This is a genomic window from Planococcus plakortidis (genome assembly GCF_001687605.2).
In the GTDB taxonomy this organism is placed as follows: Bacteria; Bacillota; Bacilli; order Bacillales_A; family Planococcaceae; genus Planococcus; species Planococcus plakortidis.
The window spans coordinates 1456102-1482574 of record NZ_CP016539.2 but is presented as its reverse complement, the minus strand read 5'-3'; the positions used below and the strand labels follow the sequence as shown (position 1 = coordinate 1482574).

At 52.5% G+C, this 26473-nt stretch carries 22 protein-coding genes, 1 other RNA gene and 1 other annotated feature; of the genes, 2 read left to right on the top strand and 21 right to left on the bottom strand.

The features are described from left to right. Positions 1-47: 47 nt before the first annotated feature. The 14 genes from BBI15_RS07500 to cymR all read right to left on the bottom strand — a co-directional run bounded on the left by BBI15_RS07500 (position 48) and on the right by cymR (position 14307). On the bottom strand, positions 48-749 hold the full coding sequence (locus tag BBI15_RS07500; RefSeq protein ID WP_068868993.1) for a YrrS family protein: 702 nt from the start codon (positions 747-749) through the stop codon (positions 48-50). Between the two features lie 120 nt (positions 750-869). Then, positions 870-1346, bottom strand: coding sequence for a transcription elongation factor GreA (gene greA / locus BBI15_RS07495; protein ID WP_068868992.1), 477 nt, complete (start codon positions 1344-1346; stop codon positions 870-872). Between the two features lie 81 nt (positions 1347-1427). Further along, positions 1428-2051 (bottom strand): uridine kinase, encoded by a 624-nt coding sequence (gene udk / locus BBI15_RS07490; RefSeq protein WP_068868991.1) that lies wholly within the window; start codon positions 2049-2051, stop codon positions 1428-1430. 27 nt (positions 2052-2078) lie between these two features. Then, entirely contained in the window at positions 2079-2684 is a 606-nt protein-coding gene (locus BBI15_RS07485) for an O-methyltransferase (RefSeq protein ID WP_068868990.1), read from the bottom strand. Positions 2685-3232: 548 nt separating this feature from the next. Continuing rightward, positions 3233-4357: an endolytic transglycosylase MltG gene (mltG, locus tag BBI15_RS07480; protein WP_157101635.1), complete on the bottom strand. Its 1125-nt coding sequence runs from the start codon at positions 4355-4357 to the stop codon at positions 3233-3235. Between the two features lie 92 nt (positions 4358-4449). Continuing rightward, positions 4450-4758, bottom strand: coding sequence for a DUF1292 domain-containing protein (locus tag BBI15_RS07475; protein WP_068868989.1), 309 nt, complete (start codon positions 4756-4758; stop codon positions 4450-4452). 13 nt (positions 4759-4771) lie between these two features. Next, positions 4772-5188, bottom strand: a complete 417-nt coding sequence (ruvX, locus tag BBI15_RS07470; RefSeq protein WP_068868988.1) for a Holliday junction resolvase RuvX — start codon at positions 5186-5188, stop codon at positions 4772-4774. 2 nt (positions 5189-5190) lie between these two features. Continuing rightward, complete coding sequence (locus BBI15_RS07465) at positions 5191-5457, bottom strand: IreB family regulatory phosphoprotein (RefSeq protein ID WP_068872541.1); 267 nt, start codon at positions 5455-5457, stop codon at positions 5191-5193. 89 nt (positions 5458-5546) lie between these two features. After that, positions 5547-8171: an alanine--tRNA ligase gene (gene alaS, locus BBI15_RS07460; RefSeq protein WP_068868987.1), complete on the bottom strand. Its 2625-nt coding sequence runs from the start codon at positions 8169-8171 to the stop codon at positions 5547-5549. 302 nt (positions 8172-8473) lie between these two features. Beyond that, positions 8474-10909 (bottom strand): SF1B family DNA helicase RecD2, encoded by a 2436-nt coding sequence (gene recD2 / locus BBI15_RS07455; RefSeq protein ID WP_068868986.1) that lies wholly within the window; start codon positions 10907-10909, stop codon positions 8474-8476. Between the two features lie 26 nt (positions 10910-10935). After that, on the bottom strand, positions 10936-11595 hold the full coding sequence (locus BBI15_RS07450) for a tetratricopeptide repeat protein (protein WP_068868985.1): 660 nt from the start codon (positions 11593-11595) through the stop codon (positions 10936-10938). Between the two features lie 14 nt (positions 11596-11609). After that, the gene (gene mnmA / locus BBI15_RS07445) at positions 11610-12728 is read right to left on the bottom strand and encodes a tRNA 2-thiouridine(34) synthase MnmA (RefSeq protein ID WP_068868984.1); all 1119 of its coding nucleotides are present in this window, start codon (positions 12726-12728) and stop codon (positions 11610-11612) included. A gap of 14 nt (positions 12729-12742) precedes the next feature. After that, entirely contained in the window at positions 12743-13876 is a 1134-nt protein-coding gene (locus BBI15_RS07440) for a cysteine desulfurase family protein (protein ID WP_068868983.1), read from the bottom strand. A gap of 14 nt (positions 13877-13890) precedes the next feature. Further along, positions 13891-14307, bottom strand: coding sequence for a cysteine metabolism transcriptional regulator CymR (gene cymR, locus BBI15_RS07435; RefSeq protein WP_068868982.1), 417 nt, complete (start codon positions 14305-14307; stop codon positions 13891-13893). A gap of 137 nt (positions 14308-14444) precedes the next feature. Between cymR and BBI15_RS07430 the strand changes: the two genes are divergently transcribed. Then, positions 14445-15728 carry a replication-associated recombination protein A gene (locus BBI15_RS07430; protein ID WP_068868981.1) on the top strand — a complete coding sequence of 428 codons (1284 nt, stop codon included), beginning with the start codon at positions 14445-14447 and terminating at the stop codon, positions 15726-15728. Between the two features lie 53 nt (positions 15729-15781). On the opposite strand, the gene BBI15_RS07425 is transcribed toward BBI15_RS07430, so the two are convergent. The 4 genes from BBI15_RS07425 to hisS all read right to left on the bottom strand — a co-directional run bounded on the left by BBI15_RS07425 (position 15782) and on the right by hisS (position 19946). Beyond that, positions 15782-16543 carry a tRNA threonylcarbamoyladenosine dehydratase gene (locus tag BBI15_RS07425; protein ID WP_068868980.1) on the bottom strand — a complete coding sequence of 254 codons (762 nt, stop codon included), beginning with the start codon at positions 16541-16543 and terminating at the stop codon, positions 15782-15784. A 104-nt stretch (positions 16544-16647) separates the two neighbouring features. Then, a non-coding RNA gene (gene ssrS / locus BBI15_RS07420) (6S RNA) lies at positions 16648-16831 on the bottom strand. 44 nt (positions 16832-16875) lie between these two features. After that, positions 16876-18660: an aspartate--tRNA ligase gene (aspS, locus tag BBI15_RS07415; protein ID WP_068868979.1), complete on the bottom strand. Its 1785-nt coding sequence runs from the start codon at positions 18658-18660 to the stop codon at positions 16876-16878. A 2-nt stretch (positions 18661-18662) separates the two neighbouring features. Then, positions 18663-19946 (bottom strand): histidine--tRNA ligase, encoded by a 1284-nt coding sequence (gene hisS / locus BBI15_RS07410; protein ID WP_068868978.1) that lies wholly within the window; start codon positions 19944-19946, stop codon positions 18663-18665. A gap of 47 nt (positions 19947-19993) precedes the next feature. Continuing rightward, positions 19994-20234: a binding site (T-box leader), on the bottom strand. 118 nt (positions 20235-20352) lie between these two features. Here hisS and BBI15_RS07405 point away from each other — a divergent pair. Further along, a complete protein-coding gene (locus BBI15_RS07405) occupies positions 20353-21921 on the top strand; it encodes an N-acetylmuramoyl-L-alanine amidase family protein (RefSeq protein WP_068868977.1) in 1569 nt (522 codons plus the stop codon). A 137-nt stretch (positions 21922-22058) separates the two neighbouring features. Here the strand turns inward: BBI15_RS07405 and dtd are convergent, their stop codons facing one another. The 3 genes from dtd to BBI15_RS07390 all read right to left on the bottom strand — a co-directional run bounded on the left by dtd (position 22059) and on the right by BBI15_RS07390 (position 26384). Next, positions 22059-22511 (bottom strand): D-aminoacyl-tRNA deacylase, encoded by a 453-nt coding sequence (gene dtd, locus BBI15_RS07400; protein WP_068868976.1) that lies wholly within the window; start codon positions 22509-22511, stop codon positions 22059-22061. A gap of 9 nt (positions 22512-22520) precedes the next feature. After that, positions 22521-24713, bottom strand: a complete 2193-nt coding sequence (locus BBI15_RS07395) for a RelA/SpoT family protein (RefSeq protein ID WP_068868975.1) — start codon at positions 24711-24713, stop codon at positions 22521-22523. A 117-nt stretch (positions 24714-24830) separates the two neighbouring features. After that, a complete protein-coding gene (locus tag BBI15_RS07390) occupies positions 24831-26384 on the bottom strand; it encodes a glycosyl hydrolase family 28-related protein (protein ID WP_068868974.1) in 1554 nt (517 codons plus the stop codon). Positions 26385-26473 lie beyond the last annotated feature (89 nt).

Here is a 26473-nt window from a genome sequence, read left to right as displayed (position 1 = left end):
CTCCCTGCTTCCATGATTACGCCAGAAAAACGGCGCCCTATTAATGGTTAATAGGCGCCGTCCAGCGTTTTGAGTACATCCATTTTCTCAGGTTTCCAACCTTCACCGTCTACCCACTCGAGATAGACGCGATACTTCTCGGATTGGTCTTTCGACTGGACTGTCGCGATGGATTTTTGCGGGCCGCCGCCGTTTTGGACCATCATGACATACATGTCGTTTTGCGATAATCCGGTAGCATACGTGACCGCTTCAATTTTTTCGTTCCAATCTACCGAGTTTTTCTGGTAGGAAGAGACGTGGTCGCCGCTTTGGCTTGTGCCGATAGGCTCCCAGCTTGTATTGACGATGGTTTCACTGACGATCGGATCGTTGGATTCCTCCCGTGTGATGGTCCCGCCTTTGGTCTCTTCTTCCTCTTCTTTTTCTTTTTCTTCAGCTTCTTTTTTCGCTGCTTCTTCTTCAGCCTTGGCTTCCTCTTCAGCTTTCTCTTTAGCTTCAAGGTCGTTTTCCTCTGCTGTCACTTGCGGATCATCATCCCCGCTCGTTTGGCTTTCCGTTTCCGGCGATGTTTCCTCTAATTGACGATCTGCTGAATCATCGCCGCCTCCGAATAGCAATGTTGCCCCGATGATAAGCACCAAAGTGAATACTAAGGCGATCATGATATTCAGGATGGAATTCGAACGATTTTTATTGTTCTTGTTCTTATTCAAACGAGAGGGATACGGTTTTTCTTCGTTAGCCATGAAATGCCCCCCTTTATCCATAGTTTATCATATTTGGCCCATGACAAATTTGACGTTTCAACTAAAGTTTTGTTTCAACCATCAAAAAAACAGCCACTCCCAAAGGAATGGCTGGGTGCATCAATTGATCGAAACGATCTTGACTTCCATTTCCCCGCCTGGCGTCAATACTTTGACGCGGTCTCCGACAGTGCAGCCAAGCATGCTTTTCGCGATCGGCGAGTCGTTGGAAATCCGGCCTTCCAACGGGTCCGCTTCTGCAGAACCGACGATTGTGTATGCTTCTTCCTCGCCGTCTGGAATTTCCATAAACGTAACCGTTTTCCCGAGGCGGACAACATCGTTGCCAGCTTCCTCTTCATTTATAATGACCGCATTGCGGATCATGGATTCCAATGTAGAAATGCGCCCTTCAACAAAGGCTTGGTCTTCTTTGGCAGAATCATATTCCGAGTTCTCGGACAAGTCCCCGAAGCTTCTTGCCACCTTGATGCGTTCCACCACTTCTTTGCGTTTGACCGTCTTCAAATAATCCAGTTCATCTTCCAACTTCTGCTTTCCGGCAGCTGTCATCGGAAATTGTTTATCGTTTGCCATACTCTTCCCACTCCTTCAACTGCTGACTATGAATGCGCTAACACCCGTCAGTCTCGTATCATTCTATTATAAATTTCCAATCTATTCAAGAATTGTTTTAATTTTTGTAACCATTAAATCGATTGCGACTTCGTTTTGCCCGCCTTCCGGGATGATGACGTCCGCATAGCGCTTTGTCGGTTCGATGAATTGGTTGTGCATCGGGCGCACGACCGTCAAATATTGCTCGATGACCGAATCGATGGTACGCCCGCGTTCGTTGATGTCGCGCATCAAGCGCCTGATGATGCGGAGGTCCGCATCAGTGTCGACGAATAATTTGATGTCCATCAACTCACGCAGCCGTTCGTCTTCAAGGACGAGTATGCCTTCGAGGATGATGACGTCTTTCGGTTCGATCAGTACGCTTTCTTCGGCACGGGTGTGCAAGGCGTAATTATAGATCGGTTTTTCGATTGCGCGGCGTTCGAGCAATTCATTGACATGCTTGATCAATAACTCTGTGTCGAACGCGAGCGGATGGTCATAGTTGGTCTCGAGGCGCTCTTCGAACTCGAGGTGGCTTTGGTCTTTATAATAATAATCCTGTTCGATGACCACTACGGAATGCTCTTTGAATACTTCATAGATGGAATTGGTGACACTGGTCTTGCCTGATCCTGAACCGCCAGCGATGCCGATGACGACCGGTCTGTTTTTAGACATATACGTTAACTCCTTGTGTTTCGATTTTCATTTTTTCCTGCAGACGAGAAGCCCGTCGCCGACCGGTAGAAGCTCGCAGTCGAATCCGGGATGTTCATCCATATTCTTGCGGAACGAACGGATGTTGCGGATCATCGTGCGTTTGCGCCTCGGCACTTCCTTGATCGGTTGTTCCGCCATGCCGTGCATCGACATATTGTCGCAATAGATGATGCCGCCCGGGGACAGCAGGCCTTCATATTTATTGAAGAAACGCTCATATTGCCCCTTTGCGGCATCGATGAACATGGCGTCATAATACGGCGTCAATTCATCGATGTCCAGTTCGAGCGCATCCGCGCATATGGCCCGCACACGGTTTTCCAGGCCTGATTCCCGGATGTACCCAAGCGCTTTTTCATGGCGCTCTTCATCCCGTTCGATCGTATCGATGGTGACATCAGGCAGGGCGTCGGCCATGCGGAGCGCCGAATAGCCGATCGCCGTGCCCAGTTCGAGCAAGCGTTGCGGCTGTTGCTGCCGGAGCAACTCCAGCAACTCACCGATGCCTTGCTCTTCCATGATCGGCACATGATGCGCCGCTGCATAGGAGCGCATTGTTTCGAATAAAGCTTCTATTGTTGTATCGGGCATTGTGGATGTCCGCTCCTTTCATGCTCTAATCCTTCATTTGAACAGAAAAGAAGAAGGGAAACGGACGCTCCCTTCCTTCTTATACAAATTGAACTAATGGTTTTGTAATTAAAATCTTATTAAAACGATATTCCGCAAAACAGCTGAAAAAGCTTTGCTCTACTCTCACTATGTTCGAGCATCGCAAACGAATTGGTTCAGCTCCGCTTCACTAATTCGCTTCCTGGGGGCTCGCGCTGAACTAATTCGGGCTAGACGCCCGAATGGATTTCAGCACTTCGTCGAAACGGAGTTGGAAAGCCACCTCCGTTTCTGCTCCCCAAGGAGTCTGCGCTGTTTTGCTCCATATCTCTCGAATAAAATACACTAAAGAGTGGAAGGCGGCGACTCCTGCGGGAGCAGTGACGGAGCACCGCGAAAGAGCGACATGAGTCTTGAGACCCCGCAGGAAGCGCAGCGACCGAGGAGGCTCAAGCCATGCCCGCGGAAAGCGTCCGCCTGGAACGATTTATTCACACTTACTCATTCTCTAGGTCAAATTTTATTTATCAATTTCCGATATGTTCATCGCGGTATTGAAGATGCTGTTCGTAGCTGGTCGAGAAGTAGTTATTGCCTTCCGAGTCAGCCAGGAAGTACAGGTAATCCGTCTGGTTCGGATCGAGCACCGCTTCGATGGAAGATGCGCCGGCAGAAGCGATCGGCCCGGGCGGCAATCCTTTATTCGTATAGGTGCTGTAAGGGTGTTCGAACTCGTAATCCGAGTTGAACAAACGGTCCTTGTGCTCGCCCATCGCATAGATGACGGTCGGGTCTGTCTGAAGCGGCATGTCTTGGTCCATGCGGTTGTAGAACACGCTCGCGATGGTTTGGCGATCGGATTTGGCCGTCGCCTCCTCTTCCAATAGCGAAGCGAAAGTCAATAGCCAATGCGGCGACTTTTCCTGCTCCTGCAAGACGCTTTGATATGGTTCGATATTCGCTTTTGTCGCATCGAGCATCTGCTCGATCAACAAGGTAAGCGAAGGATTCTCTTCGTATACCGGATAAGTCGCAGGGAACAGATAGCCCTCAAGCGCATATCTGACGTTTTCCCCCTTGATTTCCTCTGTCAGTAAATCGGGGTATTTGGTCATCAATTCGTCAATATAGGCCTCATCCTGTACTTGTTCCATAAACTGCTCTGCGGTGTAATCCGTTTTTTCCGCAATCACACGCTCGGCAATTTCTTCCAGCGTCAGCCCTTCCGGAACGTTGATCGTATACAAAGGTTCATGGTAAACTTTCCCGGTTTTCAAACTTTGCGTAATTTCGTCCAATGTCATCGATTGGGTCAAGCCATAGCTGCCAGCCTGGAATTCCGATTCATTCTTGAACTTGACGTAATACTTATAGATCCGGGCATCCTTGATGACGCCGTTCTCTTCAAGCAATGCGGCAATGCTGTCCAGGTTGGAACCGATCGGCACTTCGACTTCGATGACTTCTTCGGAGTCGGGATCGACAGGCTCGAGCGCGCCCGTGACATAGCTATAGGCTTGCCAGCCGGCCACCGCGACGACCAGAAGCAAGACGAGCGCGACGATCAGCACAATGCGCCGCACGACTCTCACTTCTTTTTTCTTTTCCTTCATCCTGTCGAACATGACATCTTTCTTTGACTGCTTTTCCACGGGTGTTCCCCCTCAGCTATTCATCTCTCCAAAACGGAAGGTGATTCAAACGAAAGGGACGGAATCAAGGTTCAATTCCGTCCCCCTTATGGTTATTGCTCTTCGTTTTCTTCTTCTTGTTCAAGGAAAGTGTTGAGCATTTCTTCGATCATGTCCCATTCCTCTTCCGTTTCGACCGGGCGAAGCTCCCCACCGGAAACGTTCTCTTCGGAATCCAGGTTTTCAGTGAAGGATGATGCGTGGATCTCGATCTCGCCTTCTTCGTCTTCATCTGCCCCTACCGGGAAGTACAAGACGTATGATTTCCCGAAATCATCCGATTCGAATGTGAACAACACTTCGAATAATTGCTCGTTGCCGTGCTCGTCCACTACTGTAATATGCTCTTGACCATGTTCCATTCGTGTCACCTCATCATTTTTTTGAATCAAGATAGCCTTGCAAGATCATCACTGCAGCCATCTTGTCGATTACTTTTTTGCGGTTTTTCCGGCTGACATCGGCAGAAATCAACATTTTCTCCGCCGCCATCGTCGTCAGCCGTTCATCCCAAAGCACTACCGGTATATCATATCCTTCTTTCAGCAATGCTGCAAACTTTTCGGAAGCTTCGGCCCGTGGCCCGACTGAGTTGTTCATGTTCTTCGGATAGCCCACGACCGCTTCTGTTACTTTGTATTCCTTGATCAATTCACCAAGGCGCTCAAGCCCGAACTCGCCTTTCGCCTCGTCGATCTTGACGGTTTCGATGCCTTGGGCTGTCCAGCCAAGCGCATCGCTGATCGCCACTCCGATCGTTTTGGAACCGACATCCAATCCCATAATTCGCATAATTATTCCTCGTTATTCTTTTTGATATAGAACTTCACCAGTTCTTCCAAAATTTCATCCCGCTCCAGTTTCCGGATCATGTTCCGGGCATCCTGGTGGCGAGGGATATAAGCCGGATCACCTGAAAGTAGATACCCGACGATCTGGTTGATCGGGTTATAGCCTTTTTCCTCTAGAGCCTCATGGACTTGCAGCATGACCTGCTTTACGTCCTGCTCCATCGATTCATCGGATGAATCGAATTTCATCGTGCGATCAAATGAGCTCACGACAAGCACCTCGCTTTCGGAATGTGTGATTGAACAATTCGTTCCTCTTGCTGAATCCCATTATAACTGAAAGCGCGTATTTGTTAAACCTATTTGACTAAAGTGTAAACCGATTCGAGCGCCGTATCCAATTGCTCCGGATTTTTCGCCCCGGCCATTGCCATGTCCGGACGGCCGCCGCCTTTGCCGCCGCATTGTTCAGCGACTGCCTTGACGATATTGCCGGCATGGTAATCCTTGCCCGCAATGTTTTTCGATACGCCCGCAGCCAGCATGACTTTGTCGCCGTCGCTCGCTCCAAGGACAATGACAGCCTGCTCGAACTTCGCTTTCAAATCATCGACCATCTGGCGCAGCTGGTTATTGTCTTTTGCCTGTACTTTTGCGGATAATACGGTCACGTCTCCGACTTTTCTCGCCGACTCCAGCAATTCACCGGATTGCGCATTGGCGATTTTCTGGAGCAGTGATTCATTTTCACGCTGCAATGATTTGATCTCGCCTTGCGCACTTTCGACTTTTTGCACGAGGTCGCGCGGGTTCGCTTTCAATAGGGAAGCTGCCTCATCCAAGGTCTTCTCGCTTTGCTTCATGCTCATGTAAGCGCCTTTTCCGGTCAACGCTTCGATGCGGCGGACGCCGGCACCGATGCCGCTTTCTGAGACGATCTTGAAGACGCCGATTTCGGACGTGTTCGCCACGTGGATCCCGCCGCATAATTCGAGCGAGTAATCGCTGATGGCGACAACGCGGACGACGTCGCCGTATTTTTCGCCGAACAAGGCCATCGCGCCCATGTCTTTCGCTTCCTGCAGATTATGGTAGCCGGATTCAACTTCGATGCCTTCCCAGATCTTTTCATTGACTGCCTGCTCGATCGTCGCCAATTCATCTTTCGTCACTTGGCCGAAATGGGAGAAGTCAAAGCGCAGGCGGTCCGGGCCGACATAAGAGCCTGCCTGGTTGACGTGTGTGCCGAGGACATCTTTCAATGCCTGATGCAGAAGATGGGTCGCCGTATGGTTCTTCACCGTATGGCGGCGTTCGGATGCATCGACTTTCGCTTTGACAGCCGTTTTCGTCAATTCTCCGGAATCGACCCGGACAGTATGCAAGTTCTGCCCGTTCGGCGCTTTTTTCACATCAAGTACTGAAGCTGTCACCAAATCGTTCGTCAAGGCTCCTTTGTCGGCGATCTGCCCACCGCTCTCTGCGTAGAATGGCGTGCGGTCCAGCACAAGCTGCACTTCTTCGCCTTCCTGTGCGCTGTCGACCAATTCCCCGTCTTTCACGATGGCAACGATTTCAGCATCCGCTACCGTATGGGAATAGCCGATAAATTCGCTTTCTTCCTTGATATTGCCGAGCACTTCGGATTGTGTCTGCATGGAATTGACGTTTTGGCGAGCATTTCTTGCGCGTTCGCGCTGCTCGCTCATTGCCCGTTCGAAGCCTGCATGGTCAACCGTCATTTCTTCATCTTCCGCATATTCTTCCGTCAACTCCACCGGGAAGCCGTACGTATCATACAGGCGGAAGACATCTTCGCCCGGGATTTCGCTATGGCCGGCCTGTTTTTGCTTTTCGGCAACTGCAGACAGAATCTCCAAGCCGTCATGCAAGGTTTCCAGGAAGCGTTCTTCTTCGAGTTTCATGACGCGGACGATGAAATCCTCTTTGCCTTTGACTTCCGGATAAAAGCTCTGCATGATTTCGCCGACTACCGGCACGAGCTGGTACATGAACGGTTTTTCGATTCCTAGTTTCTTCGAATAACGGACCGCGCGGCGCAATAGGCGGCGCAGCACATAGCCCCGTCCTTCATTCGATGGCAACGCGCCGTCACCGATTGCAAATGCGACGGTCCGGACGTGGTCGGCGATGACTTTGAATGCCATGTCGTGTTCCTGGCTCTCGCCATAGGATTTGCCGGAAATCTCCGATGTTTTCTCGATGATCGGCACGAACAGGTCGGTGTCATAGTTGGTCGGCACATCCTGGACGACCGAAGCCATCCGCTCGAGACCCATTCCGGTATCGATGTTCTGCTTTGGCAGCGGCGTGTATGTGTGGTCCGGATTATGGTTGAACTGGGAAAACACCAAGTTCCAGATTTCCAGGTAGCGTTCGTTCTCGCCGCCCGGGTACAGTTCCGGATCTTCCGGATCGTTGCCGTAGCTTTCGCCGCGATCGTAGAAAATCTCCGAGTTCGGTCCGCTCGGCCCTTCCCCGATATCCCAGAAGTTGCCTTCCAGTCGGATGATGCGTTCAGCCGGCACGCCGACTTCATTGAGCCAGATGGCATACGCTTCCTCGTCTTCCGGGTGGATCGTCACCGATAGTTTATCGGCTTCGAAACCGATCCATTTTTCATCCGTCAGGAATTCCCATGCCCAGTGGATCGCTTCTTTCTTGAAGTACTCACCGATCGAGAAGTTGCCGAGCATTTCAAAGAAGGTATGGTGGCGTGCAGTCTTGCCGACATTTTCGATATCGTTCGTGCGGATCGATTTCTGCGCGTTGACGATGCGTGGGTTTTCCGGAATGACGCGCCCGTCAAAATACTTCTTCAAAGTCGCGACGCCGCTGTTGATCCACAACAAGGACGGGTCTTCAAACGGCACTAACGGCGCGCTCGGCTCCACGTCATGGCCTTTTTCTTTAAAAAAGTCGAGATACATTTGCCGGATGTCTTCAGCTTTCAAATTCTTCATCAAAATTCCTCCTTCTGCATAATAAAAAGCCTCCATCCCCTAATAAAAAGGGACGAAGGCTCGATTCGCGGTACCACCCTGGTTACACAGGAAAAGCCCTGTGTCTCTCAAGCGCCTTAACGCGGCGGGACGGCAGTGATTAGCTGCACTCGGGAGTAGCGTTCAAAAGATGCGGCAGAAGGCCCTTTCAGCCAGGGAGCCTCTTTCTATCCGACCGGAATCTTCCTACTGTCTCCGTCAAGGTGTTGTCTATCGGTTATAAATTGAATTATAGAAAACCCGCAGTTCCTTGTCAAGCACGCTTACGCATCCTGGAAGTCGCGCGGCGTGATCCCTTCCATGCCGATCATCGGATGGATGCGGTGAGCATTTTGCTGCGTCAGGCTTTTCGATTCCGCCTCTTCGCTCTCGGGTGGCTGCTGTGCTACCGGTTTTGCTTCACCAGGCGGCATGTCCGCCTGCCCTTCAGCGGATGCGCCCAGCCGGTCCGCCAAGGTCGTCAACCGGCTCGAATCATCGGTGCGTTCGACGCCGTAGCGGAACACGCCCGGGTCGCCGCACAAGATCAAGAAGTCGCGGCTTCTCGTGATCCCAGTGTAAAGCAAATTGCGCCGCAGCATTTTCATATAGCCGCGGACGACCGGCATGATGACCGTCGGGAATTCCGAACCTTGGGCTTTATGGATCGAACAGCAATAAGCGAGCGTCAGCTGGTTCAAGTCGCTGCGCTGATAGGTCACTTCGATGCCATCGAACGATACGACGAGCACATCCTGCTTTTCCACCGTCTCTTTCGCTTTCATGATGGCAACCACTTCGCCCATATCGCCGTTAAAGACATTGCTCTCGGGTTGGTTGACAAGCTGCAGCACCTTATCGCCTATGCGGTAGGTGATGTCACCGAATGCCAGCTCCTTGCGTGAGCCGTCATCGTTCGGGTTGACCATCTGCTGGATCATCTGGTTCAGCGCATCGATGCCAGCTGGCCCTTTGTACATCGGCGCGAGCACTTGGATGTCTTTGATCGTATGGCCTTTTGACAAAGCGCTCTTGACCACTTTTTCGACGACCATCGGGATCTGGTCTGCCCCTGCGCGGATGAACGAGCGGTCGGACGTCTTCGCTTCGATATTGTCCGGCAGTTTCCCGGCTTTCATTTGGTGCGCGAGCTCGATGATCGATGAGCCGGAACTTTGGCGGTAGATTTCCGTCAGCTCGACCGTCGGGATGCGGCCGGATGCCAGCATATCCCTCAGCACTTGCCCGGGGCCGACCGGAGGCAATTGATCCTGGTCGCCCACAAAGATCAACTGCGCGTCGACAGGCACCGCTTTCAATAATTGATGGGCGAGCCACGTGTCGACCATCGACATTTCGTCGATGATGATCAGTTTGCCTTCGATTTCCTTTTCGGTTTCCTCATCTTTCTCCTGCCCGTTAAAGCCGAGCAGGCGGTGAATGGTCATGGCCGGAAGTTCCGTCGACTCACTCAAGCGCTTTGCCGCGCGCCCTGTAGGAGCTGCCAGGATGATCGGGAAGGGCTCTTTTTTCTTGGCGTAGTCTTTCGGGTCGAGCGGCAGCCCGTGCAGCTCTGCGTATACTTCGACCAATCCCCGGACGACGGTCGTCTTGCCGGTCCCGGGTCCGCCGGTAAGGATCATGACACTCGAATTCAAGCTTTTCTCGATGGCGTCGATTTGTGTCTCCGCATAATTGACGCCGAGCCGCTCTTCCGCTTCGCCGAGCGCTTTGCGGATTTCGGAGGACGGGAAACCGTCGCGCGTCTCCTGCTCGGCGATCAAGGTCTCGAGCTTCGTCGCGATGCCCACTTCCGAATAGTACAGCGACGGCAAATAAAGGCGGGTTTCTTCCCCCGCCACTTTGCCTTCCTCGTTCAATTCGATGGCGGCCTGTGAAATCGCTTCGACCGGAATGTCCTCGCGTTGGCTCGCTTCAAGCATTTGCTTGACGAGCGGAATCAGGTTCTTCGCATCGACATAGACATGCCCTTCCGACAACGATGCCTGGTTCAAGACATGGAGGATCGCCGCTTTGATGCGGTCGGGATGGCTGCCGGTGATGCCGAGCTTCGACCCGAGTTCATCTGCGCGGTGGAAGCCGATGCCCTCGATTTCCTCGATGAGCTGGAAGGGGTTCTTCGTCAGGATATCGATCGTTTCCTCGCGGTATGCCTGGTAGATTCGCATGCCGACTTGCGGCCCGAACCCCCAGTCGTTCAATTGGATCATCACGCGTTCAAGCCCCAAGTTCATCTGCAAGGTTGAACGGATCGTGTCTTTTTTATCATCGGACAGGCGCGGGACCCCATCGAGCGCATCCGGGTCTTCCAGGATTTTCTTGATGGCATCGCTGCCGAGTTTCTTGACGATCGTCTCGGCGGTTTTGCGCCCGATGCCGTTGAACAAATCGCTCGACAAATAATGCACGACGCCTTGTTCAGTTTCCGGCACCTCTTTCTTGAAGGTTTCAGCTTGGAACTGCACGCCGTATTTCGGATGGTTCTTGACGCTGCCGGTGAATTTGTATTGCTCTTCAAGCGACAGCTTAGGGAAATAGCCGGAGACGATGATTTCCTTTTCCGTATAGGGGGTGTTGGTTTGCTGGATTTTCACTTTGATGATGGAGAAGAGGTTTTGGGGGTTGTGAAAAATCGAGACGACCGGACGCCCCAGCACAAATTCACTTTCTTTTTGGAATAAATCGATCTGTCCGGACATGCGGCCGTCTCCTCTCTTTCATACATCTAGTTCAAGCGTTCATTGATCATGTCGTAAGCGTAGCGTGCCATTTCATTTTTATCATCCAATGTGTAGGCACGCTGCAAATGGTACATGGCATCTTCCGTACGGTCGCTCGACACGGCGTACAATACGCCCAGATTATAATGCGCATCCGAGTTGTCCACATCGATTTCAAGCGCAGAGACAAATTGTTCTTCCGCTAGATCGAACAGTTCCAGTGACGCCAGCGCAATGCCGTAGCTGAGACGCGCTGGCAGGTCGTTCGGATCCAATTCCACCGCGCGCTGCAAATAAGGCAAGGCGAGTTTCGGCTGGTCGATGCGCTCGAAGCATTTGCCGATCATGTAATGGGCATCCGACCCTTCAATGCCATTTTGGACCGCTTTTTCATACAACTTCAGCGCTTCCTCGTAGCGCTCTGCATTGTAATAGAGGTTCGCCAAACCGTAGTAAGCAGTTGCGGATGTTTCATCGAGCGTCAAGGCTTTCTGGAAAAACCGCTCGGCACGCTCCGTTTCATTCATCGATGCCAATACATGCCCGAAGTTAATGTAACCGAGCGCGTCTTCCGGCTGTTCTTCAATAGCATTCGTGAACGCCTGGATGGCATCTTCGGCCCTGCCTTCCTGCAAGGCTTTGATGCCGATTTCGTTATAATTCATCGCCGATCCCCCCATTATCCTACATAGTCCAGCTGTATGCCGTTTTTGAATACGCGGTCGATCGTGCCGCCACCGAGGCATTCGTCGCCGTCGTAAAAGACGACGGCCTGACCAGGTGTGATTGCACGGACCGGCTCATCGAAGGTGACGAGAGCTTCTCCGTCTTTCATGTCGACCGTGACGCCCACATCCTGCTGACGATAGCGGAATTTCGCCGTACACTGGAAACTCGCGGACGGTGCATCGCCCGTTGTGAAGCTCAAATTGACCGCAGTCAAGCTATCGGAAAACAGTGCATCGTGGTGGATGTTCTGCCCGACATACAGGACGTTTTTCTCCAGGTCTTTCCCGATGACGAACCATGGGTCGCCGGCTCCGCCGATGCCGAGGCCTTGGCGCTGGCCGATCGTGTAATACATCAGGCCGTCATGGGAGCCTTTTTTGATGCCGTCCAAGGTTTCCATCGACCCTGGTTGAGCTGGAAGATATTGGCTTAGAAATTCCTTGAAATTGCGTTCGCCGATAAAGCAGATACCGGTGGAATCTTTTTTCGTCGCCGTTGCAAGCCCTGCTTCAAGTGCGATTTCACGGACTTCCTTCTTATCGATCGCACCGAGCGGGAACATGACTTTCGATAATTGTTCCTGGTTCAGCTGGTTCAGGAAATAGGTTTGGTCTTTATTATTGTCGACGCCTCGCAGCATGTGCGCAACGCCATTTTCATCCGTTTCCACGCGTGCGTAATGGCCCGTGGCGAGATAATCCGCACCGAGGCTCAAGGCATGCTCAAGGAATGCCTTGAACTTGATTTCCTTATTGCACATGACGTCCGGGTTCGGCGTGCGTCCGGCTTTGTATTCCTCGAGGAAATACGTGAACACCTTATCCCAATACTGCTTTTCGAAATTGACCGCGTAATACGGGATGCCGATCTGGTTGCAGACGCGGATGACGTCTTCGTAATCTTCCGTCGCAGTGCAGACGCCGTTTTCGTCGGTATCGTCCCAGTTTTTCATGAAGATGCCGATGACGTCATAGCCTTGTTGCTTCAATAAAAGAGCGGCCACCGAGGAGTCTACCCCTCCGGACATGCCGACAACTACACGTGTATCTTGTGGAGCTTTTGTTTCCATTGTATTCACCTTTTCTATTTTTGCGCGAGGCGCTTCGTGATTTGAGCCGTTTTTTCGGCTGCTTGTCTAATATCCGTGTCGGTCAGGCCGATGCCGAAACTGAAACGGATCGAATTGCGCAGTTCTGCTGCGTCTTGCCCGTACATCGCAACGAGCACATGCGATGGGTCGATCGAGCCGGCTGTGCACGCCGACCCGCTCGATGCGGAAATACCTGACAAATCCAAATTGACCAAAAACGATTCGATATCGATGCCTTCTAGAGACACATTGAATATATGCGGCAATTGATCGATGCCGTTCTCCTTGAAGACGATTTTTTTGACCTTGAACTCATCCCGGAAAATCTCCTTGAATCCGTTGAACGCCTGCCATTTATCCTCCATCGTTTCCTGCGCGATTTCCACTGCGCTGGCGAACGCTTGGATGGCCGGCACGTTTTCTGTTCCGGCGCGGCGTTTGCGTTCCTGTTCACCGCCGTAAAGAAGCGGTTTGAGAGGCGTGTTTTTGCGCTGGTATAAAAACCCGATGCCTTTCGGGCCATTCACTTTATGGGCAGAGACCGACAGCAAGTCGACGTTCAACTCGTCTACATCGATCGGCAATAAGCCATACGCCTGCACCGCATCGGTATGGAAGGTGACATTCGTCCCTTTCAACAGCTCCCCGATTTCGGCGATTGGCTGGATCGTGCCGATTTCATTATTGGCGAGCATGACAGACACGAGAATCGTATCATCCCGGAGCGCTTGTTTCACGTCTTCCGGCTTGACGCGGCCCGTTTCGTCCACGGGTACATATGTCACCTCATAGCCCTGTCTCTCCAATTCCTCACAAGCATGGAGAACTGCATGATGCTCGGCTTGCGACGTGATGATATGGCGTCCTTGTTTAGCGCCAGCTGTCCCGAAAATCGCCAAATTATCCGCCTCTGTGCCGCCGGATGTGAAGACGATCTCGGTATCGTCAGCTTGTATGCTTTTGGCGAGTATGCGCCGCGCTTCATCCAGAACGCGCCGCGCATCGCGCCCGGTCCGGTGGATGCTTGATGGGTTGCCATATTGTTCACTTAACGCTTCGGCGAATACCGCAGCTGCTTGCGGATGCATCGGCGATGTCGCCGCATGGTCCAAATAAATTTGTTTCATGATTGATAAACTCCTTATATATAAAACATATAATGCTCGGTGTCGCCTTCTTCTGTCGTCGCCAAATCCTCGATCGTCGTCGTATCCAGGACATTTTTTACGGCGTCGCGTATCCTCCCCCACAACTCGCGCTGGGGCTGTTTTTCGTCTTCGATGCCTTCGACCGGCTGGATCGGCCCCTCGAGCACACGGATGACGTCACCCGCTGAAATCTCTTTCGGGTGGCGTGTCAGCATATAGCCGCCGTATGCGCCCCGTACGCTTTTCACGAGCCCTGAATTGCGCAGTGGCGCTACGAGCTGTTCGAGGTAGGCTTCCGACAATTCATTCTCCGCTGCAATCTTGCGCAGCGGCACCGGGCCTGCCCCGTATTGTTTTCCCAATGCGATCATGATCGTTAAGCCGTAACGGCCTTTTGTTGATATTTTCATATAGAACTACTCCCCTAAAACCTATTCGTCAATTCTTCAAATAAGTATAGCATATCTTACAGGACATAGGCTTTCAATGACTTTCGGCGCCCGATTCGCTATACTGATGGAATGAACAGACGGAAGGAGTTTTCCTCGTGCACAATGAACCACTTGCGTACCGCATGCGTCCAAGGACGATCGACGAAGTCGTCGGCCAAAAAGACGTCATCGGGCCTTCAACCGCGCTTTACAAAATGATCAAAAGCGGCCATGTGCCGTCCATGCTCTTATATGGCGATCCGGGAATCGGCAAGACCTCGATCGCCCACGCCATCGCCGGCACATCGAACTTGCCGTTCATCGCGCTCAATGCCACGACTTCCGGCAAGAAAGATGTCGAATCGGTCGTCACCGAGGCGCGCATGACCGGGAAAGTATTACTGTTTTTAGACGAGATCCACCGCTTCAATAAATTGCAGCAGGACGCCCTCTTGCCGCATGTGGAATCCGGTTCGATCGTCTTAATCGGCGCGACGACGGAAAACCCGTTCCACGATGTCAACCCGGCGATCCGTTCGCGCTGCGGCGAGATCAAGCAGCTCAAGCGGCTGACACAAGACGATATCATCGAGCTGTTGGAAAAAGCCTTGAGCGATGAAAAGCGCGGGCTTGGCCGCGAGAAAATCCGCATTACAAAAGAACAGGTCGCCCGTATCGCCGAAGGAACGAACGGCGATGCGCGCAAGGCCTTGACGATGCTTGAATCGATCGTCATCGCCTCCGATGAAGAAGACGGGGAATACCTTGTCGATGACGCCATCATCGAACAGATGATCAAACGTGTCGGCGTGTTCGGCGACAAAAGAGGCTCCCATTTCTTCAACTTGTTATCGGCCTTGCAGAAATCCGTCCGGGGCAGCGACGTCAATGCGGCGATGTACTACCTCGCCCACTTGCTTGAAAACGGCGACTTGACCGCAGTCACAAGACGCCTGCTCGTCATGGCTTACGAAGACATCGGCCTCGCCAACCCGGCTGTCGGCGGGCATGTGCTCGCGGCGTGCCAGTCGGCGGACCGTCTTGGCTTGCCGGAAGCGCGCATCCCGCTCGCGCAGGCGGTTGCTGAGATGTGCCTATCGGAGAAATCCAATTCGGCCTATCGCGCAATCGATGCTGCCACTGCCGCCATCAATAAAGGCCAGGTCGGCGACATCCCGGCGCATTTGCGGGATACGCATTACGCAGGCAGCGCCGAACTCGGCCACGGAGGCTATAAATATCCGCACGACACGCCGATCGGCTCGTTCGGCGGCTGGGCGGACCAGGATTATTTGCCGAAAGAATTGAAAAAGGCGGAATTCTACAAGCCGGTTGTCGCCGGAGAAGAAAAGAAATTCGCAGGCATCTATGAAAAGCTAAAAGACTTCCGAAAAAAATGATGCATAAAAAACGGGCGGAGAATGATGGCATTCTCCGCCCGTTTTTCTATTGGCTATTGATTGACGCGCTGGATGTGGATCGATTTGGTGATCTGGTTGACCACCCAACTGGCTGCGATCAAGCCGACGGTCGACGGGGTGAACGCATTGGAAGATGGCGGCATCTGTGCTTTGCGGATCGCCGCGTCTTTTTTGCCAACGGTATCGACGACATCTTCGCGGACTACGATCGGGCTTTCATCGGAAAAGATAACCGGAACCCCTTTTCGAATGCCCGCTTCCTTCAGTTTCTTGCGGATCATTTTCGCCAACGGGTCGGTATGGGTCTTCGAGATGTCCGCAATTTTGAAACGCGTCGGGTCCGTCTTGTTGGCGGCGCCCATGCTCGAGATGATCGGGATGCGGCGGCTATAGCATTCTTTGATCAAATGCACTTTATAGATCAAGGTATCCGAGGCATCGATGACATAATCAGGCTTGTGGCTGAAGAATTCCTCATACGTTTCTTCCGTATAGAACATATGGAGCGTCACCACTTCACAATCCGGATTGACATCCGCAATGCGCTTTTTCATCACTTCGACTTTGGACTGGCCGATCGTCGAGAGATTCGCCACCAATTGGCGGTTGATGTTAGTGATGTCGACATCGTCTTTATCGACAAGGATGATTTTTCCGACCCCGCTTCTTGCGCAAGCCTCAGCTGCAAATGACCCGACTCCGCCGACTCCGAGGATGGCGACCGTTGAACCTTTTACCAGCTCCATGCCTTCCTTGCCGATGGCGAGTTCATTTCTTGAAAATTGATGTAACATATACACACTGCCTTTCACATTCAATATTAAATAGGGATACTAGGGATTATACACATAGAAAATCCCCCGGCAAATGCCGGAGGGATTGGAATCTACTATGTAAGAAGAATCCCGATCGTGCCGTCCTTTGTGTTGCGCATCGTTTGAACCCGCTTATAGCAGGTGGGTGACCGCATCACCACTTATAACTTCCCGTTAAGGCATGTTAGCCATGGCGATATGTAGGTCTCCCGACGACAAAATGTTGGGTCAAAATCGAATTGCTAAAAACGAACACATCAGGATTCTCTCTACAAGTATAGTAGCATACCCGAAAAAGATGTACAAGTCTTTTACTCTGAATCTTTTTCACTATTCTGAATAGTTACAGATAGGTTTAATTCCTCCAATTGGGCCGAAGAGACTGCACTCGGCGCTTCCGTCAGCATATCGCTCGCGGAAGCGGTCTTCGGAAACGCGATCGTGTCGCGCAGGTTGGTGCGCCCTGCCAACAGCATCACGAGGCGGTCAAGGCCGAATGCGATGCCGCCATGCGGAGGCGTCCCGTATTCGAATGCTTCGAGCAGGAAACCGAATTGCTCCGTCGCTTCTTCTTTCGAGAACCCGAGCACTTCGAACATTTTCTCTTGGATGTCGCGTCTGTAAATCCGCGCCGATCCCCCGCCCAGTTCATAGCCGTTCAATACCAGATCATAAGCTTGCGCACGGACGTTTTGCGGTTCGGTCGACAGTTTATCGAGGTCTTCTTCGAACGGCATCGTGAACGGATGATGCGCCGCGTAATAGCGCCCGTCTTTGTCATCGTATTCAAGCAACGGCCAGTCCGTGATCCACAGGAATTTGAAAATCGATTGGTCAATCAAGCCCAAGTCTTTGCCGAGCTTCATGCGCAAGGCACCGAGTGAGTCCGCAACGACCGTTTTGGAGTCGGCTACGAACAACAGCAAGTCTCCTGTTTCGGCATCAGCTGCTGCAATCAAGCTATCCGCCATATCGCCTTCGAAGAATTTGGCGATCGGCCCTTTGACGCCGCCTTCTTCCACTTTTAGCCACGCCAAGCCTTTCGCGCCGTAACGGGCAGCGAATTCGCCGAGAGCATCGATGTCTTTACGCGAATAATTGCCGGCTTGGCCTTTGGCGTTGATCAATTTGACTTGCCCTCCGGATTCGACTGCTCCAGTAAAGACTTTAAACGCGGAATCTTTCACCAGTTCGGATACATCGGTCAATTCCATGCCGAAACGGACATCCGGCTTGTCGGAACCAAAACGGTCCATGGCATCCCGGTAGCTCATACGCTCGAATCCTGGGTCGATGTCGATGCCTTTGACATCCTTCATCACTTGGACCATCAAGCGTTCGTTCAATTCGATGATGTCTTCCATCGTCTGGAAGCTCATTTCCATGTCGATTTGCGTGAATTCCGGCTGGCGGTCAGCCCGCAAATCTTCATCGCGGAAACAACGCGCGATTTGATAATATTTGTCCACTCCTGAAACCATCAGCATTTGCTTGAACAATTGCGGCGATTGCGGCAAGGCGTAGAATTCGCCGTCATGGACACGGCTTGGCACCAAGTAATCGCGTGCGCCTTCAGGTGTCGATTTCGTCAAAATCGGCGTCTCCACATCGAGGAAGCCTTCGCTGTCGAGGAAATTGCGGATCGTTTTCGTGACGTCCGAGCGCATTTTCAAGGTCTCGAACATCGCAGGGCGGCGCAAGTCCAGATAACGGTATTTCAAGCGCAAGTCTTCGCCCACCTCGGTTTGGTCCTCAATCGCGAACGGCGGGTTTTTCGCGGCATTGATGATTTCCGCGCTATCCACCTGCACTTCGACTTTACCTGTTTTCATCGCTGCATTCACTTGGCCTTCCGCCCGTTCGACGACGAGCCCGTCAATATGGACAACGAATTCGTTGCGCAGCGTTTCGCCGATTGCTGTCGCCGTTTCGGAAATTTCCGGGTTGAAGACGACCTGGATAATGCCTGAACGGTCGCGGACATCGACGAAAATCAATCCGCCGAGGTCGCGGCGTTTCTGGACCCACCCTTTCAATGATACGCGCTGGCCGATTGCCGTTTCGTTCACTTCTCCACAATAATGTGTTCTCGACATAATTATTCCTCCAATGATTTCTTTTTCTGGATGTTTTCAGCCAATTCCTCGAATGGCACTTCCTGCTGTTCGCGCGTCGCCATTTCTTTGACAGCCGCTTTTCCGCTTCCAAGCTCTGATTCGCCGATGACGATGACGAAACGGGCACTCTTGCGGTCAGCAGATTTCATCTGCGCCTTCATCTTGCGATCCGTGAAATCCATGTCCGCCGAGATGCCGCTTGCGCGCAAGTCGCGGACAACCGCTACGGCTTTCTTTTTCGAAGCCGCATCCATCGCGATGACATAAGCGTCAAGCGAGCGGCCTTCACCGATTTCCACTTTTTCCATCTCGAGTGCGAGCAGCAGGCGTTCGATGCTCATCGCAAAACCGATCCCCGGTGATTCCGGGCCCCCGAGGTCTTCAACAAGCCCATTATAGCGGCCGCCGCCTGCAAGCGTCGTGATCGCCCCGAACCCTTCCGCTTCGCTCATGATTTCAAAAGCGGTGTGGTTGTAATAGTCAAGGCCCCGTACCAGGTTCGGGTCAATGACATAGCTGATGCCAAGTTCGTCCAAGTATTCCTTTACCTGCGTAAAATAAGCCGTGGATTCTTCATTCAGATAATCCGCAAGAGACGGGGCCGTTGCCATCAATGGATGCTCCCGGTCCACTTTGCAATCGAGGATGCGCAGCGGGTTCTTCTCCAGGCGGTTTTGGCAATCTCCGCAGAACTCCTGGATCGATGGTGCGAAATGTTCGATCAGCGCTTGTTTATGCGCCAGTCGGCTTTCGGTATCGCCCAGCGAATTCAAGACGAGCCGGAGACTTTTCAAGCCGCATGCTTTGTAGACATCCATCGCGAGCGCGATGACTTCCGCATCGATTGCGGGATCTTTCGAACCGATCGCTTCGACGCCGAACTGCACGAACTGGCGCATGCGCCCTGCTTGCGGACGCTCATAACGGAACATCGGGCCGGTATAGTACAGCTTCACCGGCTGGTCGGGCTGGCCGAACAATTTGTGTTCGACATACGATCGCACGACCGATGCCGTGCCTTCGGGACGCAATGTCAACGAGCGGTCCCCGCGGTCCTGGAAAGTATACATCTCCTTCTGGACGATATCGGTCGTATCGCCGACGCCCCGCTGGAATAATTCCGTGTGTTCGAAAACCGGCGTGCGGATTTCCTTGTATTGATACAAATTGCATAGTTCATCGATTTTCTGTTCGATTTCCTGCCATTTGGCAGACTCTTGCGGCAGCACATCGTATGTGCCGCGCGGTGCTTGGATATTGCCCATTTCCATCTCTCCTTTTCCATACAAAAAAGCTCCCGCCCCTTGCTTGCGCAAGGGACGAGAGCTCGATTTTAAGCTTCCGCGGTTCCACCCTAGTTGGCGCAAATTTCTGCGCCCTCTCTGTCCGGATAACGGCCGGAACCGTCTTAGCCTAATGAGCGCATGCGCCGTTCAGTAAAGAACCTCGAGAGTGTTGTTCGTTGCAGATCCCTGCAGGAAAGCTTTCAGCCCGGGGCTTTCCCTCTCTTTTCAGTCGATGCTTACAATTACTTTCTCCGTCTTCAGCAAAAATTATATAAGTAGAATAAATCAATCTTAATCAGCTGAATAAATCTTGTCAAGCTTTTGCATACATTGCCTGAGTTTTTTGATATTATGATAAAGATGAATTGAATTTAGGAGGCCCGCTATGCAACGACGATTCTTACTCACCTTGCTGGTTTTTATCCTGGCCTTGTCAGGCACGATTCCCATGGCCGTCTCGAACCCTGCCCAGGCCGACAGCGGCGAGGTGACCGCGACCGGTTCGACGGTCAATGTCCGGTCCGGCCCGGGATTAAGCTATGAAGTGATCGGCTCGATGAAACAAGGCGATACAGCACAGCAGATTTCACGCAGCGGCGATTGGATCGAGATCCGCCATGGCAATGCAGATGGCTGGGTCGCATCCTGGCTCGTCAGCACAGGGCAAGCCCAAGATACCTCAGCCCAAACCGCCGTTTCGTCCGTCGATAGCTTGAACATCCGTGCGCAAGCTGACCTGTCTTCCGCCGTGCTGTCGAAAATGAACGCCGGCGATCAGGCACAGGCCATCGCGAGCCACGGTGATTGGACGGAAGTGCAATTCCGCAATGTCCGCGGCTTCGTCTCGACACAGTACATAAGCTTGACTGAGCAAAAAGCGGCGTCAACTGAAGACCCGCCTTCCGAAGAGTATGCAGAAACGGCCCAAGCTCTCGAAAAACTTTCTTCCTTCCGCATCGCGGTCGACGCACTCAACGTCCGTGCCGAGCCAAGCTTGAATGCCGACATCCAGGGCTCGGTCAAAAAAGGCCAAGTGTTCAATGTTAAAGGTATGGACGGCAACTGGGTCCAGCTCGAACTCACGGATGGCAAAACCGGCTGGGTCTATGCTTTCTATGGCGAACTATCCGACCAGCCTGTTCAGCAAGCGAATTCTTCGGACGAACAAGTGACTGTTTTGACTGACGGTACGAACCTGCGTGCACAGGCGAGCACCTCTTCGGAAGTCGTGATACGGGCCGATGCCGGCACGCAGCTATCGGTGGCAGGCAAAGAAGGCCAGTGGTATTTAGTGGCGCTTGAAGACGGGCGCCAAGCCTATATTGCCGACTGGGTCGTGCGTGCAGGGACATCCACCGGGCCGGCCGATGCCGAAACACAGCAACCCGAACGAAAAGCCGGCACCTTGAACGGCTTGACGATCGTCCTGGATCCGGGACACGGGGGCAACGATGGCGGTACGGTCGGGGTCCGCAAAACGAACGAAAAGGACCTGACTTTGAAAACCGCGGAAATCCTGTCCCATCATTTGCGCTCTGCAGGGGCTGAAGTCGTCATGACACGCCAGTCAGATGTCTATGTCGATCTCCGGCACCGCGTCTCCGAAAGCCATCAAGTGGCAGCGGATGCCTTCATCAGCATCCATTACGATGCCACCGAAGACAGCACGGTGTCGGGCTTCACATCGTATTATCAGCATCCGTACCAGCAAAAATTAGCCGAACACATCAATGGCGGATTGGCCGGGAAATTGACACTCGATGACCGCGGCGCGCGCAAAGGCAATTACCTCGTCTTGCGCGACAACCGCCAGGCCGCGGTGCTCGTCGAACTTGGCTTCCTCAGCAACTTCAACGAAGAGCGCATCGTCTCAAGCGATCAATTCCGCGAACAAGCGGCGCTCGGCCTTTACAACGGCATCATCAGCTATTTCGATTCCGAATTAAGCGAATAAAACCGAATGCCCCGCTTCTCGAATGAGAAGCGGGGCATTGTTGTTTAGCCTAACCTGGCGATTGCCTTGAAAAATCATTCCCAGGTGTTTTATCCATCAAAAAAGAGGCAAGCAGATGTGTTCGCCTCTTTTAAACATTATTTCTTAGCCGCATCCGAATCGATAAGAATGGTGACCGGTCCATCATTGATGAGCTGGACGTTCATCATCGCGCCGAATTTGCCGGTTTCGACTTGCAGGCCGTGGCGCCTTAGTTCCTCATTGAACTTCAGCCACAACGGTTCCGCTTGTTCCGGGCGTGCCGCTTCGACAAAGCTTGGGCGCCGCCCTTTTTTCACGTCCCCATATAAAGTGAACTGGGAAATCGACAGCACGCTGCCGGACGCTTCCTCGATCGAGCGGTTCATCTTGCCGTCTTCGTCTTCGAACAGGCGCAGCCCGGCAATCTTCTTCGCGGCATATGCTGCATCCGCTTCGCTGTCGCTATGGGTGATGCCGACCAATAAGACATAGCCGGAATCGATAGCCCCTGTAATTTCCCCGTCAACTGTGACGGAGGCTTGTTTTGAACGCTGCAATACGACTTTCATGGCTCCTCCTTAATTCGTCACGCGTGTAACCGAATAAACGTCGGGAATTTGCTTGATCCGTTCGACGACGCGGTTCAGATGGGAGATGTGCGGGATCATGATCGACAAATTGATCGTCGCGATCTTGTCTTTGTCTGCACGCCCGCTGACGGCGGTGATCGTCGTCTTCGTCTCACTGACCATATGCATCACTTCGTTGATCAAGCCGGTGCGGTCATAAGCCTGCACTTCAATATCAATCTGATACGATTTGTTTTCAGGCGAGCCGGCATTTTCCCATTCGACCGGGATCAAGCGGTCGGATTCATCCGCCTGGATATTCGGGCAATCCGCGCGATGGACCGAAACGCCGCGGCCTTTCGTGATAAAGCCGAGAATGGCATCGCCCGGCACCGGGTTGCAGCATTTCGATAAGCGGATCATCATATTGTCGATGCCACGAACGATGACGCCGGATTCCGTCTGTTTTTTCGGCTGGTTGACTTTCATTTCCACGGTGATTTTTTCGATGGCTTCTTCCTGTTCGCGCTTCTTGCGCTGGCGCTCCGCCAAACGGTTGACGACTTGCTGTGCGGTGATGCCGTTGAACCCGACTGCCGCATACATATCGTCTTCGCTGGCGAAATTGTATTTCTCGATGACGCGTTTGATGTTCTCCGCTGTCAGCACTTCTTTTTGGGTGAATTCCTGTGCTTTGATCTCTTTTTCGACCAAGTCGCGCCCTTTGTGGACATTGTCCTCGCGCACTTGCTTCTTGAAGAATTGCTTGATCTTGTTTTTCGCCTGTGTCGACTTGGCGATATTGAGCCAATCGCGGCTCGGGCCAACCGATTGCTTGGACGTCAAAATTTCGACGATGTCGCCGGTATGCAGCTCGTGATCAAGCGGCACCATCTTGCCGTTCACTTTCGCGCCGATCGTCTTATTGCCGATTTCGCTATGGACGCGGTAGGCAAAATCGATCGGGCAGGAACCGTCCGGCATTTCAATGACGTCGCCTTTTGGGGAGAACACGTAGACCATGTCGGAAAACAAGTCGAATTTCAGCGATTCCATGAATTCCTCCGCATTATCGGATTCGTTCTGGAAATCGAGGATTTCACGGAACCACGACAGGCGGGAATCGACGGAGCTGAGCGGCTTGTCGGACGTCTTGCCTTCTTTATAGGCCCAGTGCGCCGCGACCCCGTATTCGGCGATGCGGTGCATTTCCTCCGTGCGGATCTGCACTTCCAGTGGATCGCCCTGCGGACCGATGACCGTCGTGTGGAGCGATTGGTACAGATTCTGTTTTGGCATGGCGATATAATCCTTGAAGCGCCCAGGCATCGGCTTCCATGTCGAATGGATGATGCCTAGCACCGCGTAACAGTCCTTGATGCTGTCGACCGTGATGCGCACAGCGAGCAAATCATAGATTTCGTTGAATTGCTTGTTCTGCATCGCCATTTTCTTGTAGATGCTGTAAATATGCTTCGGGCGCCCGAACAGGTCGGCTTCGATCCCGACATCATCGAGCTGGACACGGATCTCATCCATGACGTTGTTCAGATAGTCTTCCCGCTCCGTGCGTTTCTTCTTCATCAGATTGACGATGCGGTAATATTGCTGAGGGTTCAAATAACGGAGAGCCGTGTCTTCAAGCTCCCATTTAATCGTATTGATCCCGAGGCGGTGTGCAATCGGCGCAAAAATCTCCAGCGTCTCGTTCGCCTTGATGCGCTGCTTTTCGACCGATTGGTATTTCAAGGTCCTCAGATTGTGCAGCCGGTCGGCCAGTTTGATGAGGATGACGCGGATATCCTGCGCCATCGCGACAAACATCTTGCGGTGGTTTTCCGCCTGCTGTTCTTCTTTCGACATGTACTTGATCTTGCTGAGTTTCGTGACGCCATCGACCAATAATGCGACTTCCTCATCGAATTCGCGGACGATGTCTTCGCGGCTGACGTCGGTGTCTTCTACGACATCATGCAAAAAACCCGCTGCGACGGTGGCCGGATCCATTTGCAGTTCTGCGAGGATCCCGGCCACCTGCACCGGATGCACAATATACGGTTCGCCGGATTTCCGGAATTGGCCATCATGGGCTTCATAGGCAAGCTGGTACGCCTTTTTTATCGTTCCTACATGTTCTGCATTCATATAGGACGCAACCATCTCGAATACATCTTCAACTGTTCTCACTTGATCTTTCGCCATAATTGCCCACCTTGCTTTAATTATTTCCAGAAGAGTATTCCTTTATTATAGATAACTTTCCGCTGAAAAGTAAAGCTTTTGGATATTTTCACAACTCTCTGGAAAATACCCCAGGGGCTACAGGCGGTCAGCTTTCTGCTTGCGGATGCCGTCGACCATGATCCATTTGCTGTCATCGCCGACCGCGACGGTCTTGTTCGCCGAGTCGACACTCAGGATGTTCTTGACGCGGACGTTGCGCGCGCTTTGCTGCCCCCCCATGATGGAGATGTCCGAGCCCGCCGTGCGGAAGCCGCGTACTACGCCATTGGACAGCGAAATATGCTCAGCCCGGTATTGCACGGCGGATGCCGGCCGTCCTTTGTAATCATAGAGCGGATCGCCTTCAAATAAGAAACGGTTGATGGCCACATTGCGGTAGCCGGAAATGACCAGCGAGCGCGGAGATGAATCCTTGTACAGCCGCGTCTCGACCGGCGCCAGGGACACCAGCCGTTGCGCTTTGATATTATAGGCCGACAGGGATTCCGGGTCTTCCCGGAGATGGTGGCCGATATGGCGGAAGTTGAAGGATCGGTTGTCGTTGACCGACAGGTGCCCGGAAATGAAGACGCCGGAGGCAGCTGATGAGTTTGCGTGCGCTTTGATCTCGATGCCGCCGAAGCAGCGCGTGGTGGAATTATTGAACAGCCAAATATGCCTCGAGCCGTCATCGATTTCGATGCCGTTGGAGTTCGAAAAGCCTTTTTTATGGGCTTTTCCGCTTGGATCGGAAAAATGGCAGTTCGAGACGAAGACATAATCGCTGTGGTGGGTCGTCAAGCCATCGTCCCCGAAGCCGAAGCCGTTCACTTTATCGACCCAAATATACTTGCTGCCGCCCCTCCCGCGCATGCCGTCGCCTGCGTAATTATAAAGCGGCGATGTGATATCGACGCAGTGCAGCCCGGGATTGATCGCTTCGACATCGCGCACCCAGCCATAGGTGACGCCGGCGAACGTCACGCAGCTCGAATAATTGCCCCAGGCACTCGTGCGTTCTGCCTGGCCGAGCCGTTCCACATTCCAATCGAGGCTCAAGCTTTCGATCGAGATATTGCGGTTGCCGGTCACGTAATTGGAGTTCGTCAATAAACGGGAACGTTTCGGTGCTTTTGGATGCAGTTTGATGACCGAAGCGGTCTTTCCGGCCCCGACGATCCGGCTCCAGGACGGGACGCGGATGCCTTTGACGATATAGATGCCAGGCGGAACCGTCACTTCCACGCGGCCGTTGCCGATCGCTTTTTTGAATGCTTCCGTGCAATCGGTGATGCCGTCCCCGACCGCGCCGTAATCGCGTATATTGACGCGCCGGTTAATCGTCGAATCAAGTTTTTTGTATTCGCGGTCGAGCTTGCCTTTCCACTCCGGAAACAGGTCCTGCCCGAACACGATGGTGCCATAGCCGTTGTCATCGGCCACTTCGTACTCATCGGCAAAAACAGACCAGAGCTTCTCGAAAAAATGGACTGGCCGTTTGATACGAGCGCGGGGAAGGTCTTTCTTGATGTCATTGAACAATGCTTCGGTCTCCCTGGTGGTTTGTTCTAGAGGAGTCGCATCGTTTAGCAGCTGCCCGATCAATTCATTGTTTTGCACAGGGTCATACCGTCTGTCCAATTCGATCATGGAAATCACCCCTCTCGCAAGTTTCTTTCTCTACCATACCCTACCTTCAGAAAAAAAATCACCTTGCCCGAAAAGGCAAGGTGATTTTC

Excerpts from the sequence above, each read along its gene's own strand:
- BBI15_RS07425 (WP_068868980.1), bottom strand. The coding sequence starts at position 16,543 with ATGTTACATCAATTTTCAAGAAATGAACTCGCCATCGGCAAGGAAGGC.
- BBI15_RS07500 (WP_068868993.1), bottom strand. The coding sequence starts at position 749 with ATGGCTAACGAAGAAAAACCGTATCCCTCTCGTTTGAATAAGAACAAG.
- ruvX (WP_068868988.1), bottom strand. The coding sequence starts at position 5,188 with ATGCGAATTATGGGATTGGATGTCGGTTCCAAAACGATCGGAGTGGCG.
- BBI15_RS07440 (WP_068868983.1), bottom strand. The coding sequence starts at position 13,876 with ATGAAACAAATTTATTTGGACCATGCGGCGACATCGCCGATGCATCCG.
- alaS (WP_068868987.1), bottom strand. The coding sequence starts at position 8,171 with ATGAAGAATTTGAAAGCTGAAGACATCCGGCAAATGTATCTCGACTTT.
- dtd (WP_068868976.1), bottom strand. The coding sequence starts at position 22,511 with ATGAAAGTCGTATTGCAGCGTTCAAAACAAGCCTCCGTCACAGTTGAC.
- BBI15_RS07405 (WP_068868977.1), top strand. The coding sequence starts at position 20,353 with ATGCAACGACGATTCTTACTCACCTTGCTGGTTTTTATCCTGGCCTTG.
- mnmA (WP_068868984.1), bottom strand. The coding sequence starts at position 12,728 with ATGGAAACAAAAGCTCCACAAGATACACGTGTAGTTGTCGGCATGTCC.
- udk (WP_068868991.1), bottom strand. The coding sequence starts at position 2,051 with ATGTCTAAAAACAGACCGGTCGTCATCGGCATCGCTGGCGGTTCAGGA.
- aspS (WP_068868979.1), bottom strand. The coding sequence starts at position 18,660 with ATGTCGAGAACACATTATTGTGGAGAAGTGAACGAAACGGCAATCGGC.
- greA (WP_068868992.1), bottom strand. The coding sequence starts at position 1,346 with ATGGCAAACGATAAACAATTTCCGATGACAGCTGCCGGAAAGCAGAAG.
- cymR (WP_068868982.1), bottom strand. The coding sequence starts at position 14,307 with ATGAAAATATCAACAAAAGGCCGTTACGGCTTAACGATCATGATCGCA.
- BBI15_RS07390 (WP_068868974.1), bottom strand. The coding sequence starts at position 26,384 with ATGATCGAATTGGACAGACGGTATGACCCTGTGCAAAACAATGAATTG.
- BBI15_RS07475 (WP_068868989.1), bottom strand. The coding sequence starts at position 4,758 with ATGGAACATGGTCAAGAGCATATTACAGTAGTGGACGAGCACGGCAAC.
- recD2 (WP_068868986.1), bottom strand. The coding sequence starts at position 10,909 with ATGTCCGGACAGATCGATTTATTCCAAAAAGAAAGTGAATTTGTGCTG.
- hisS (WP_068868978.1), bottom strand. The coding sequence starts at position 19,946 with ATGGGCAATATCCAAGCACCGCGCGGCACATACGATGTGCTGCCGCAA.
- BBI15_RS07395 (WP_068868975.1), bottom strand. The coding sequence starts at position 24,713 with ATGGCGAAAGATCAAGTGAGAACAGTTGAAGATGTATTCGAGATGGTT.
- BBI15_RS07450 (WP_068868985.1), bottom strand. The coding sequence starts at position 11,595 with ATGAATTATAACGAAATCGGCATCAAAGCCTTGCAGGAAGGCAGGGCC.
- BBI15_RS07485 (WP_068868990.1), bottom strand. The coding sequence starts at position 2,684 with ATGCCCGATACAACAATAGAAGCTTTATTCGAAACAATGCGCTCCTAT.